We start from the raw sequence: 12,122 nt of genomic DNA on the forward strand, positions 1-12,122 counted from the left end.
AATCCTCCCTAAAAAACCTTAGCAATTATATGCAATATGGGGGCTGATATTATATAGGAAATGCCAATGATTTTAGCTAATCTAGCATCTTTTTTATCTCCCTGATTGTCTAAACCCTTTCCATCTATTAGGATAGTAAATAGTCCAATAAAAACTATAAAAAGAATAAAAAAGACATCTTCAAACTGTCTAAGGGTATATGTTAATATTGATTTTCCTACCAAGCTTATATCAGCTCCTTTTAACAAGCTTTTACTGTAAAGCTATATTTAATGTTTGCTAAAAGCTTCAAATTTATGCAAAAAAATAAAATAGATTCTTCTCTAAAGCTTAGGATGAAAAAACTGCTGTTATCCTAAACTTTAGTGAAGAATCTGAATGTAAAAGAACTTTTATTAAATATGTCCAAAATACTTTTCTGCCATAATTATGTCCTCTGGCTTATCTATGTCATTGCCTATTTCAGCATACTCTGTTATTATGGCTTTGCCTTTAATATTCAATAGCCTTGATAATCTATTTTCTACTTCTACTATAGATAGTCTTCCTGATAAAAGCCTTATCAGAAATGGAAGCCCTAAGACTCTGCTCATATTGACAGGGCTTTTTCTATACTCTATCATCTGTCTTGCAATATTAAGACTTCTATCTAGTATTTCTGGCTTTAGCATTATTAGATTGCCACCTGTAAACTGTCCTTCTTTTAAATGTGCATAGGTTCTTTTTGCCTCTGGAAATGCGTCATCGCAGGTTTGTTTTTGGACTATAGGATAGCAAATATCCGCATTAGAATCTAAGGATTTTCTTACAAAATCCTCTACAGCTTCACCTGTTAAAAAAGGAATGTCACTGGTTGATATGAGCAGCATTTTATCATTCTGAAAATATTTCACTCCAGCAGCAACATTATTTAGCAAGGTATCATCACTGTCTACTATAATATCTACAAATGATTGCAAGCTTTCTAGCTCTTTTGCGGGACCAACTACTGCTATTTTGTCTATAACCTTAGAGGATTTTAGAGCTTCTATAACGTAAACAATCATTGGCTTAAAATTAAGCTCAATAAAGGCTTTATTGGTTTTAGATTTTAGCTCTTCCTTAGAATTTCCTGCAAGAATTAAACAGTTTACCATAGCACCCCATCCTTATATATTATCTGTTTTTGCCTTGCCCTTCATATGAGAAGTTATATAGCCTGCTATATTTTCTATATGCTCTTTTGCATGATTTCCTGCCTTATCTGAGTCTCTATTTTCTATTGCTTCTAAAATTCTTTGATGCTCTTGAGCAAGATATTCTGTCATGTTATACTCTGTAAAATAGGTTACTCTAAATCTTTGTACTTGCTCTCTTAACCCCTCTATAATGCCCATAAGCTTGTTGTTTTTAGCAGCATTTAATATTATGTCATGGAATTCTGAATCCTTTTCTATCATTCCCTTAACATCATTGTTTTCTACACAGCTTCTGAACTCAGATGATTTTTCCCTTAAAAGCTCAAGCTCTTCCTCAGTTATTCTTATGGCTGCAAGAGAGGCAGCTAGTCCCTCTAAGGATGCTCTTACCTCTAACACATTTACTATGTCCTTAAGAGAAACATCTGCTACATAGGCTCCTTTTCTAGGTACCATTACTAATAAGCCCTCTAGCTCCAGCTTCCTTATAGCCTCTCTTACTGGTGTTCTACTGACACCAAGCTTCTCTGCTAATTGTACCTCCATAACCCTTTCACCCGGTTTTAGTTTACCGTCTATTATTGCTTCTCTTATAGATTCAAATACAATTTCCCTAAGAGGCTTATATTCGTGCAGGTTTAGTTTTTCAAAATCTATTTCCATTTGTACACCCTCCTTAAACAGTTTTAGTCCTAATAACTGTTTTTATACTTTTATCTAATTTTTCTTCACATTTAATCATATCTTTTTCTTCATTAAATATCCCAAAGATAGTAGGCCCACTACCACTCATGATGCTACCAAAGGCTCCACAAGCTAGCATTTGGTTTTTTATAGTATCTAATATGGGATATTCCTTAATTGTTACTGTTTCTAAAACATTTTTCATACTCTTCCCCACTAGAATAGCATCGTCATTTTCTATGTGCTTTATAATATCATGTGTATTTGGTCTGTCTTTTAGCTTATCTAGCTTAAGGTTATGGTATACATATGCTGTTGACACATTGAAGCCTGGATTTGCAATTAATATATGCTTATCCTGAAAGCCTTTAAGCCTTGTAAGCTTTTCTCCTATGCCTTGGGCTAATGCAGTGCCTCCTATAATGCAATATGGTACATCTGCTCCAAGCTTTAGCCCTATATCCATTAACTCCTCTTCATTAAGGTTTAGCTTCCATAGAGTGTTCAACCCTTTTAATACAGCTGCTGCGTCTGTACTTCCTCCTGCAAGGCCTCCTGCTACAGGTATATTCTTCTCTATGTACACCCTTATTCCTTTTTTTATATTAAATTTTTCAGATAAAGTGTTATATGCCTTATATACTATGTTTGAAGAGTCTAAGGGTATGTCTTCTGAGTTTGATTCTAATACAAACCCTGAGCTTATCTCCTCTATTGTTATAATATCCTTTAAAGCTATTTGCTGCATTATCATTTCTACTTCATGATATCCATCTTCTCTTCTTTTAATAACATCTAAGGATAGGTTTAGCTTTGCATATGCATCTAAAATTGTTTTTCCCATGGTTTTTCTCCTAATTATTATGGTTAAGGATAGAGCCTTTACTAAAGCTTAAAATATCTATAGGCTAATTGCAAAGGTCTTCTATATACTGAATACAAAGTACAGTGTAAAAATAGCCTTAAGGTTTCCCTTAGGCTATTTATATATTATAACTCAAAACTCACATTCTTTTCAATTATTATCTTTTCTCCAGGCATTATATTTTCTGGTGAAACTATTTCATTTGCCTTTATCATGTCTTCTACTGTAGTATTGTACCTTTTTGCTATATCCCATAATGTATCGTCTTTTTGGACTATATATATGGTAATACTAGGTCTTGAAAACTTATCTAACGTTTCTCCTGTGTCTATTGCTTCTGTAACTATATTTATTTTCTTTATTCTGTTTACAGATACATAATTGTTTATAGAAGCCTCGATCTCTACCTCATGGCTATTAATCTTTTTATAGCTAATATCCTCTAGAATATTTTGGACTTCTATATCTAGTTCATCATTTATCTGCTCTATATCTACATAGGTTTTGAATGGTATCTGATGTCTAGTATCTTTTATTTCTTCATTTGCTTCTGCTAGATACAGCATATCTATTTCTAACAATCCCTCTATAATTACTTTGCCCTCCATTACTTTATAATCGGTAATTATAGGTCTTCCATTCACATTATATATTTTTTTTATAATTTCTTTACCTTCATCTAATACTCCCTTAATAGTTTCTTTTGAAGAGCTTTGACCTGCACTTTCTGAAACTACTACTTCTTGCTTTTTAATTTGGAGGATTTTGTTTGTAGAGTAAGTATCCACTGTTATCTCTTTTTCTATTTGCTTATATACCTTTGCATTAACCTTTACTGTAGACTCTATATCTATTATTCTTAGATTACCATTTATATCCTCCTTCACTTCATAACTTGTATCATGAGAATTGAGAATTAAGCTGCAGTTCATATCTTTTTGTGCTCCCGGCACTTCAACAAAATGTGTAAATGCTATTTCATGATTTACATAATTTACTTTACTCTCTTCATCGTCTCCAAAGTACATAATTGAACATGCTACTACACCTGCAACTATGACCTTATCCTCTACTACCTTTGTTTCTTTTTCATATACCTTTGTGTCTACTCTAAGTATATCTACTATATCCGGAGTTCCTTCCTCAACCTCAAAGGCTTCCTTCACCAATGTAGATGATGTATTTATACCTAAAATATCATTGTATTTTATATTTTCCTTTAATAGTTGAATTCCTTCTGAGCCTTTTATATCTTTTATTATGTCTATGGTATTGTCTAAAGTTGCTTTGCCTATAATTGAAATTACAGTTTTTATGGATATAGAAGAATCCCTTACTTCATCAATATCTATATGCTCTACTCTTGCCTTTACTTCTGCTTGAGCACCTTCTTCTGCTAATTCCATCTCTATTTCTTCTCTAAAATCTGTGTCTGCCTCTAGACTATGTACTGATTGGAGCTCATCATCTGTACTATAAAGGACATTAAATTTTACTATGCCGCTAACTATTATTTTGCCCTTTACTACTTTTGTACTAGTTACATCTACTTCTCCATCTATTTTTAGTACCTTTTTAATTTTGGGCTTTGTTTCTGGAGCTGTTATCTCTCCTTCTACCAATGCTTGTATCTCATCTTTCCCCACTACTTGGTCTATCTTAAGTAAATCCTTGATTAATTCAACTGCCATGATACTCCTCCTCCTTTATAGACTATGTTTAATACAAACCTTCACATTAATATATTCTTATGCAAAATAATATGTTATAATGTCCAAAAAAATTACTCTTTAAATAAAAAAAGCATGAAGGAATAATAAACTATTATTCTTTCATACTTTGTTTTATGCTTTTTTACTTTAGCATTTCTCTAACATAGGTTGGCAATGCAAATGCTCCTTGGTGAAGAGCTGTATTATAATACTTTGTCTTTAATCCAAAGCTCTCCCATTCCTCTATCTTAAGGTCTTTAATAGGGTGCAAGGATTTAGATGCAAATCCAAATATCCAGTGACCTGACGGATAGGTAGGGATATGGCTTTGGAACACTTCTACTATTGGAAATACTTCCTTTAGCCTACTTGTCGCCCTAATCATCTGCTCTCTAGTATCTGAATAGTATGGACTTTCGTTTTGATTGATTAATATACCATTGTCTCCAAGAATTTGACTACAATCATTGTAAAACTCTGTTGTAAATAGGCCTTCTCCTGGTCCTATAGGATCTGTTGAATCTACTATTATTAAATCATATATTTCCTTACTCTCTTTAACAAACCTTATTCCATCTTCTATATAGAGAGTTACTCTTTCATCACTTAATCTATCTGCTGTAAAGCCTAAATATTCTTTAGATGCATCAACAACCACTTCATCTATTTCAACCATATGAATTTCTTGTATTGTAGAATATCTAGTAAGCTCTCTTACTGTTCCTCCATCCCCTCCACCTATTACTAGGACTTTTTTTATAGAGGGGTTTACAGCCATTCCTACATGTGTAATCATATCATGGTAGATAAACTCGTCTCTTTCTGTAGTCATAAGAAAGCCATCTAATACAAGAACTCTTCCAAACTCGTATGTGTCTAATATATTTATTTTTTGAAACTCACTATTCTCTGAAAAAATATGTTCTTTTACCTTCATCGAAAATCTAGCATTGTCTGAATGATGCTCTGTAAACCATAAATCCAACTCCTGAGACCTCCTTTAAACTGCATCTGGCTTGTATTTTACTTCTTTTATTTCTTCCGTTGAAAATTTCTTTATTTTATCTACTATTCCCCTCGGCACCTCTAGGGTTTCTGTTCTATCTGCCTTCAATTTATTTTTTAAATATGTGAATGCTGTCCAAGGATCTACCTCTTCTCCACATGTAAACAGGTCCACAGCAGCATAGCCATATTCAGGCCATGTGTGGATAGTTAGATGTGATTCTTGAATAACTACTGCTCCACTAACACCCCATGGATTAAATAGATGGAATACACTTTCCACAATTGTAGCTTTTGCAAGTTCTGCAGCTTTTTTCATGTGCTCTTCTATTAATGCATAATCATTTAATATGTCTTTGTCACAATTATAGAACTCAACTAAAATGTGTCTACCTAAATATTTGTCTTTCATTTAACACAGCCCCTTTCTTGCGAAGTAGAGTATTATTATATAAAAAGTTTACAGTAGCTAAACCTTTGGGCAAAATTTTTTTATTTAATAATATTAAACCCTAGGTTTAGTCATAATAAATATACTCTATAATTATATATTATGTCAATAGATTTTAGTGAATTTGTTTAATATGTAACTTGAGTGTTTTAGCTATTATTCATATATTATTAAACCAAAAGTTAAGCTATACATTACTTTTCATACTGACATTCGTATTATGATTTTTGTTGGAACTATATAAACAATAAAACAGACTACAAAAAAAAATTAGAGTCTGTTTTATTATTTATATATTAAATTTAATATATAGATAACCAAAATGATAATAAAAAATACTGAGTGAGTGCATTTGCAGAATATGGCTATAACTCCCAATGAATGAAGATGAAAAATCCGTTAAGAAATTTATGTGTTTGAGCGAAGCGAGTTCATAAATTTTAGGATTTTACATCTGAATGAATTGTAGGAGTTATCCATGTTCGAAACAGCAGGAACGTGTATTTTTTATTATCTTTTTATGTTGGTTATCTATAATACTAGCTGCTAAATTTTAGGGTTCTTTAGGCTCTTGTATTGGTTTCTCTTCTTCTGGTTTCTCTGGTTCCTGTGGCACTTCTGGATTCTCTGGTCCTTCTGGTATGTCTGGAGTTTCTGGGGCTTCTGGTTCTTTTGGCACTTCTGGTGTATTACCGCCTCCTCCACTATTTGACCTCAGCTCTTCTATTTGTCTATTCAATCTATCTATTTCTGCTCTAAGCTGTGAGTTTTCTCTAGCTATGTCTGTGTTCTCTGAAGAAAGAGTGCTGTTTCTGGAGGCTAAAGCTTCTATGTCTCCATATAAACTCTCTTTATCTTTATTTAACGCTTCTATATCATCTATTAGCCCTAGGTTTTCTTTATCAAGCTCTTCGTTTTTTTCAGTTAATTCCTGTTCCTTTTTCTCTAATTCTTCTATTCTTGCCCTTTGCTCTTCTATTTTCCCAAGCTGCTCCTCTATCTTAATTCCTTGTTCTTCAACTTGTGCCCTTAGTATTCCTATTTCTATTAGCTTCTCGTTTAATATTGCTACTAGGTCTTCAATAGTTCCATATAATCTTTCTATGTGTGGAAGCAACTTGTAGGATATTGCTGATATTATTTGGCTTTGATGAGGAGTTAAGGCTAGTATCATATTAGATGATACAATAAATCTGTCTACTTCTATACTATCTATATTTTCAATCTCTGAACCTATTGAAAATCTCTCTATATCATATATACTGTCTGATTCTAGGCTAAGCATTCTCATTCCCTTATTATTTTCTTCCCATTCAAAGGATTCTGATATGAATGTTATTAGGTCAGTTGCCTCTTCTAGGGCTTTACCATCAGATATCCTTTCTATGCCTACACCTTTTCTATTTATGTCTTCCAAAAGCTTTTGTCTTAAATAGGCATGAGTGAAGGATATGGACATTTCTTCATTTATATATTCATTTAAATATTTTATTTTTATAGTACCCGTTTTTTCCCCTTTCCAGGGCGAAGTTAAATCAACCCATTGAACGGGATTAATATTTGGCTCTATGGGAATTATATATGTGTTTTGTTGTTCTAGCTTTACTGGATTTATGTGTAGTACATAGTCTTCAGCTTCTCCTTCTACGGAAAAATAAAGAATTGGACTATGGTCTAAATTTTCCTTTTTTCTTATTTCTATTGCTATAGCATTGCCCTTACTATCTTTTTCAATAGCAAAATGTTCTAAAATATCGCTGGTAGTTGCTGCAGTGACTTTTACTTCCTGCATGGCTTTGCTTGTAAACCAGGAATGAGTATCTATATTTATTAAAAATGCAAAGCCAACTAAAGCTCCACCAGCTAAAAGGGCTACTGATCTTAATAATAAGCCGCGTAAATTACTCTTCATTGAATGTATACACCTCCCTATCTCTTATTTTTTATTCATGCTCTTGGTGATAGCCTAAAAGCTTACATATAATAGTAAAGGCTTCTGCTCTTGTTATGTTGTTTTTAGGCTTAAATGTATTATCTGGGTAGCCTTCTATCACTTTATGCTCTACTCCTGCTTTAACATGAGCTAAGGCCCAGTTGCCTATGCTTTCCTTGTCTGTAAAGCTTAGCTCTATATCATTTTCTAGGGCTTTATCAAAAGCTCTCATAAGTACTGCTGTCATTTCTTCCCTAGTTATGTTTTTATTTGGCTTAAAGGTTTTATTTGGGTAGCCTGTGAATATATTATTTGTTGTGGTGGATTTAATATATCCCTTTGCCCAGCCAGGTATCAGGTCAATATATCCAGTTGAACCTTTCTCCTCTTCTAATCCTAAGGCTTTCCCTACTAATACAGCTGTTTCTGCTCTTGTTATGTAATTGTCAGGCCTTATGGTTCCGTCAGGATAGCCTTGTATAATGCCATGCTTTATTAGAGTCAGGATACAATCATGTGCCCAATGACCACCTACATCAACGAATTCATCTTTTTCAGGCAATTCAGGCTTGTGAGGCTTATCAGGTTCTTTAGGCTCTGGATTTTCCTGCGAATTAATAATAAAATCTACCGTTGCTTTAAGTCCTTGTAGCTCATTTCCTGCATTTTTATCCATAGCTACTGTATATTCTAAGTCTATATAATCATTTGAATTAATATTGAATTTATCCGCTGGCGACAAATCATATCCTTTATAGTTTTCATCATTCCTGTCATATAACATTTCATAAAAGCTTTTATCATATACGGTATTTGTAAATACGAGCATGGTTCCTCTTTTAATAGTTAGTTTCATGTTTTTTGCAAATAATTCATAAATCTCTTTATCTACACCTATTCTAAGCTCTTGTCCCTGAAATTGCTCCAATTTCATCCTTAGTCCTAAGTTTGAAACTTTTATTCGTTCTGAATAATTGTTATATATTCTCATGGTTCCACTATGGCTTATTCCTGGTGCCCATAGTCCATTCCCTATATCTCCCGACTGATGAAATATAGGACCTCCATTGCTTTTTTCCCCATGAACATATAGGGTTATATCAGGCTCTATTATATTGTCAGAATAAGCAAACTGATTGCCCATATAGAAAAAAGATGTGAATATGATTGTTGCTAACAACAGTATTGAAGCTGTTTTTTTTACTTGATTTTTAGGCATTTATTCACCTCCTGTTTATAAAATACAAAAGCACTTAATTTTTAAGTGATTTTGTATTTTATAAAGTTAGATTAACCGAAGCTAGATCAATCTAACTTCGGTTAATCAGTATATACTCTATCTATCTAGTGACCAATATTGCCATGGTAAGGAGCTAATAGGCTTTAAGTTCTGCATTCCGTATATTTTAACTTCAAATCCCTTCCATTCATCTGGGAATGCGGATTTCTTAATTTTTACAATATCTTTACTCCAGTCTACATCTACATCATTTCTACTTATTCCATCTAATGATGTTACTTCTTTGTTATAAAAGTTAATAAATAACCATATTCTTTCTGCTTCTATTCCCGTTGTTACATCTCCAGTTTCGTGTTTAATCTCTAGCTTATAATGTTCATAAAATAAGTCATTAGGCTCCCAATCGAAGTCAAAATTTACATAATTATCGTCATTGTATGCTACCACGGAGAAATTAGGTGCTAATCCTAAATCCTCTTCCCCATTTTCTCCTGGCACTGGATATTCATTTTGTCTAGCATATACTGTAAGGTCGCATTGCATATTTAATCCTTGATATTCGTTGCCTGCATTTTTATCCATATATGCAGTTATTACCATTTGCCTTGTTTCTTCAGGTTGTATACCGTAGATAGGGTCAAAATACCCACCATTTTCTTCTACCAACTGGCTTAATCTTCCATCAAATACTGTTTCTCCGTCTATTGTTATATTTAGCATTAGTACATCATCTAGTTTTGTATCGCCAGTAATATTTTCTGCTGTCATACGATATAGATAAAATGGTAATGAGCCTACGTTCTTTAATACAGTTTCTTGAACTTTTTCTGGCGGCTGGCCTGGCTCCATATTATCAAAGGACACTGTAGCAAATTGCTCGTTTACATCTTCGCCATCTATTATTCCACCTAATATTAATGTACCTGTTTTGAATGTGTTCTCATTACTAGTTGCCCTGCTAGTAAACCATGCCATAGTGCCTACACCAGCCATGGCACATATAAGTGTTACTACCAGCATAGCTGCAATATATCTTTTTTTCATAAAATACTCCTCCTTAAATAAAGTATCTTGATTTATTGCTTATTCAATAAACATAGTCGGAAAACCCGACTATGTTTATTATTCTTATAAAAAAAAGGTGTAATCAATATCTCTTGATTTTAATAATCTCCTTCGTAATCTTCATTTAGTAATTGAGTAGCTCTAAATTCAAAGTCTATTTCAGCGCTTTTACCTTGACAGTCATTTTCTGCAGAAGTTGGTAGAGTCAATGTAATTGTTAGCACGTCTGATTTATCTACTGCTAGGTTTTCATTTATTTCATAGCCATTTACTTGATCCAATAAATTAATTGTGCCACTGAATATTGTAATATTTTCATTTTTAACAATTGTAATTACTAAGTCATCTGCTAAATCAGCATCAGCTGTAACAGTTGGTATAAGCTTATATCTAAATGGTAACGTGCTATTACTATCATGAGCAATAGTAACAGTATAGTCTTTTGAATCGCCAGGTTGTTGATTTGTTACACTTATTACTCCGCCTGCACTTTCTGTTGCTGACATTTTCAATGTACCAGTCTGAAACACATTATCTGTACTCGTAGCCTGACTTGTAAACCATGCATATGTACCTAATCCTGCTCCAAATGCTAATAATCCAATTAACATTAATGCTAATATCATTCTTTTTTTCATTTTCAAAAATCCTCCTTAAGTCTTATAATTATTTTTCTCTTTTTTTGATACAATAATGGTGAAAGGTTTTCTAAATCTTTCTTTTTCTTCACGGAGGGTTATCTTGGTAGAGATAGCCCTTTTTTATTTTTTTGTTTATTTTTATCACCCCCAGTTCTATAGTTTTTTCTTCCATTGCTACAATATTTTTTGAATAACTGCTGCAGCTTATATTTTCATATTGTCCTTATGTTTAGTCTTATCTTTTTCTTCCTCATCTATTTTGGACAATATGTTTTTTATTTCCCCTCCTAGAAGGAGAAATACAGGCACTAGGATTAATAATATGAACCCTATGGGGCTTCTAATAAAATTCACTATGTATCCACCCCTCGGAATATTTAATACAAAGGAGCCTACTAATTGATCCCATAGAACTAGTCCACCATCCTCTGTATTATTTGCATCTCCTTTTGTTTCAAAGGCTAACTCTCCGTTCTTTTCTGTGATACCTATTACTCTGTGAGTGACTAATGCATCTGAGTTTACCCTATATGTTACTATGTCTCCTATTTTGATTTGTTCTGGTTCTACATCCTTTGATATTATTAAATCTCCTGGTTGGAGAATAGGTCTCATGCTGCCTGAAAGCACAGATAAAGTTTTAAACCCTAGTATTGAAGGTATTTTACTAGGGTCTCTCCTATGTTGAATAGCTCCATAGAAGGATAAGCTTGTAGCTGCTATAAGGATTATCAATAAAAAGTTTCCAATCCATTTTACTGTTCTTTTGAACATTGATTTCATCTCCTCTGTTCATTGGTAAACAATAGGTTTTCTCCAAGTATTTTAATTTTCAGTTTTCACCTCAAGGGGTTAAGGCTGTGTATCTTAATGTTTTTACTAAATTGTTTCTCTTGAATTGTTTACCAATACCATATTTTTTATACATTGTTTTCTAAGAGAGTATATGTTTAAAACTAAAAAATAATAACTATTAATAAAATAAAAAAGCTGCAAATCTATCTAAGTTTTACCTAATAGATAGATTTGCAGCTTCTCCATTCAAAAAAAAATACAAGCCGCCATTCTGGCGACTTACATTTAGCTTATCTGAATTTTTCTTTCTTCATTGCAAAGAGTAACTTCGACTGTTTCTGTCAATATATCTGAATAACTATAAGACACTCTTCTTATAGAATTGTACCCTCCGTCGATAACTACTACAAATATGCTTGGATAAGCACTTTCTATGATGCCTTCCTTGATTGTTGTCTTCTTCCTTCCCTTGTTAGCTTTTAACCTTACTTTCTGCCCTACGCAGCTTTCCACACTGGCTCTTATTTTAGCCAAAGAGTTCCTTTCCAACAAA

The 12,122-nt window shown here is 33.1% G+C and carries 13 protein-coding genes; all 13 read right to left on the bottom strand.

What is annotated here, in order from left to right:
* Positions 1-8 precede the first annotated feature (8 nt).
* The 13 genes from BLV37_RS03385 to BLV37_RS03445 all read right to left on the bottom strand — a co-directional run bounded on the left by BLV37_RS03385 (position 9) and on the right by BLV37_RS03445 (position 12,121).
* Positions 9-224, bottom strand: coding sequence for a CLC_0170 family protein (locus BLV37_RS03385; protein ID WP_091727282.1), 216 nt, complete (start codon positions 222-224; stop codon positions 9-11).
* 171 nt (positions 225-395) lie between these two features.
* Positions 396-1,136: a nucleotidyltransferase family protein gene (locus BLV37_RS03390; RefSeq protein ID WP_091727284.1), complete on the bottom strand. Its 741-nt coding sequence runs from the start codon at positions 1,134-1,136 to the stop codon at positions 396-398.
* A 12-nt stretch (positions 1,137-1,148) separates the two neighbouring features.
* Positions 1,149-1,841: a GntR family transcriptional regulator gene (locus BLV37_RS03395; protein WP_091727287.1), complete on the bottom strand. Its 693-nt coding sequence runs from the start codon at positions 1,839-1,841 to the stop codon at positions 1,149-1,151.
* Between the two features lie 13 nt (positions 1,842-1,854).
* Complete coding sequence (gene ispE / locus BLV37_RS03400; protein ID WP_091727290.1) at positions 1,855-2,706, bottom strand: 4-(cytidine 5'-diphospho)-2-C-methyl-D-erythritol kinase; 852 nt, start codon at positions 2,704-2,706, stop codon at positions 1,855-1,857.
* A gap of 146 nt (positions 2,707-2,852) precedes the next feature.
* Positions 2,853-4,418: a DUF3794 and LysM peptidoglycan-binding domain-containing protein gene (locus BLV37_RS03405; protein WP_091727293.1), complete on the bottom strand. Its 1,566-nt coding sequence runs from the start codon at positions 4,416-4,418 to the stop codon at positions 2,853-2,855.
* A gap of 163 nt (positions 4,419-4,581) precedes the next feature.
* A complete protein-coding gene (speE, locus tag BLV37_RS03410) occupies positions 4,582-5,424 on the bottom strand; it encodes a polyamine aminopropyltransferase (protein WP_091727296.1) in 843 nt (280 codons plus the stop codon).
* Between the two features lie 15 nt (positions 5,425-5,439).
* A complete protein-coding gene (gene speD / locus BLV37_RS03415; RefSeq protein WP_091727299.1) occupies positions 5,440-5,856 on the bottom strand; it encodes an adenosylmethionine decarboxylase in 417 nt (138 codons plus the stop codon).
* A 592-nt stretch (positions 5,857-6,448) separates the two neighbouring features.
* Complete coding sequence (locus BLV37_RS15395) at positions 6,449-7,807, bottom strand: hypothetical protein (RefSeq protein WP_091727301.1); 1,359 nt, start codon at positions 7,805-7,807, stop codon at positions 6,449-6,451.
* Between the two features lie 31 nt (positions 7,808-7,838).
* The gene (locus BLV37_RS03425) at positions 7,839-9,047 is read right to left on the bottom strand and encodes an S-layer homology domain-containing protein (protein WP_091727304.1); all 1,209 of its coding nucleotides are present in this window, start codon (positions 9,045-9,047) and stop codon (positions 7,839-7,841) included.
* A gap of 117 nt (positions 9,048-9,164) precedes the next feature.
* Positions 9,165-10,112: a SipW-dependent-type signal peptide-containing protein gene (locus BLV37_RS03430; protein WP_091727307.1), complete on the bottom strand. Its 948-nt coding sequence runs from the start codon at positions 10,110-10,112 to the stop codon at positions 9,165-9,167.
* A 119-nt stretch (positions 10,113-10,231) separates the two neighbouring features.
* Complete coding sequence (locus BLV37_RS03435; RefSeq protein WP_091727309.1) at positions 10,232-10,771, bottom strand: TasA family protein; 540 nt, start codon at positions 10,769-10,771, stop codon at positions 10,232-10,234.
* 207 nt (positions 10,772-10,978) lie between these two features.
* The gene (locus tag BLV37_RS03440; protein WP_176967848.1) at positions 10,979-11,548 is read right to left on the bottom strand and encodes a signal peptidase I; all 570 of its coding nucleotides are present in this window, start codon (positions 11,546-11,548) and stop codon (positions 10,979-10,981) included.
* Positions 11,549-11,854: 306 nt separating this feature from the next.
* Positions 11,855-12,121 carry a Veg family protein gene (locus BLV37_RS03445; RefSeq protein ID WP_091727313.1) on the bottom strand — a complete coding sequence of 89 codons (267 nt, stop codon included), beginning with the start codon at positions 12,119-12,121 and terminating at the stop codon, positions 11,855-11,857.
* Position 12,122: the final 1 nt, after the last annotated feature.

Origin of the sequence: Proteiniborus ethanoligenes, from assembly GCF_900107485.1 — a bacterium.
GTDB classification, from domain to species: Bacteria; Bacillota; Clostridia; order Tissierellales; family Proteiniboraceae; genus Proteiniborus; species Proteiniborus ethanoligenes.

Bases quoted from the DNA above. Each gene is read 5' to 3' on its own strand.
- ispE (WP_091727290.1), bottom strand. From the start codon at position 2,706: ATGGGAAAAACAATTTTAGATGCATATGCAAAGCTAAACCTATCCTTA.
- BLV37_RS03425 (WP_091727304.1), bottom strand. From the start codon at position 9,047: ATGCCTAAAAATCAAGTAAAAAAAACAGCTTCAATACTGTTGTTAGCA.
- BLV37_RS03395 (WP_091727287.1), bottom strand. From the start codon at position 1,841: ATGGAAATAGATTTTGAAAAACTAAACCTGCACGAATATAAGCCTCTT.
- speD (WP_091727299.1), bottom strand. From the start codon at position 5,856: ATGAAAGACAAATATTTAGGTAGACACATTTTAGTTGAGTTCTATAAT.
- BLV37_RS03405 (WP_091727293.1), bottom strand. From the start codon at position 4,418: ATGGCAGTTGAATTAATCAAGGATTTACTTAAGATAGACCAAGTAGTG.
- BLV37_RS03440 (WP_176967848.1), bottom strand. From the start codon at position 11,548: ATGTTCAAAAGAACAGTAAAATGGATTGGAAACTTTTTATTGATAATC.
- BLV37_RS03435 (WP_091727309.1), bottom strand. From the start codon at position 10,771: ATGAAAAAAAGAATGATATTAGCATTAATGTTAATTGGATTATTAGCA.
- BLV37_RS03430 (WP_091727307.1), bottom strand. From the start codon at position 10,112: ATGAAAAAAAGATATATTGCAGCTATGCTGGTAGTAACACTTATATGT.
- BLV37_RS15395 (WP_091727301.1), bottom strand. From the start codon at position 7,807: ATGAAGAGTAATTTACGCGGCTTATTATTAAGATCAGTAGCCCTTTTA.
- BLV37_RS03390 (WP_091727284.1), bottom strand. From the start codon at position 1,136: ATGGTAAACTGTTTAATTCTTGCAGGAAATTCTAAGGAAGAGCTAAAA.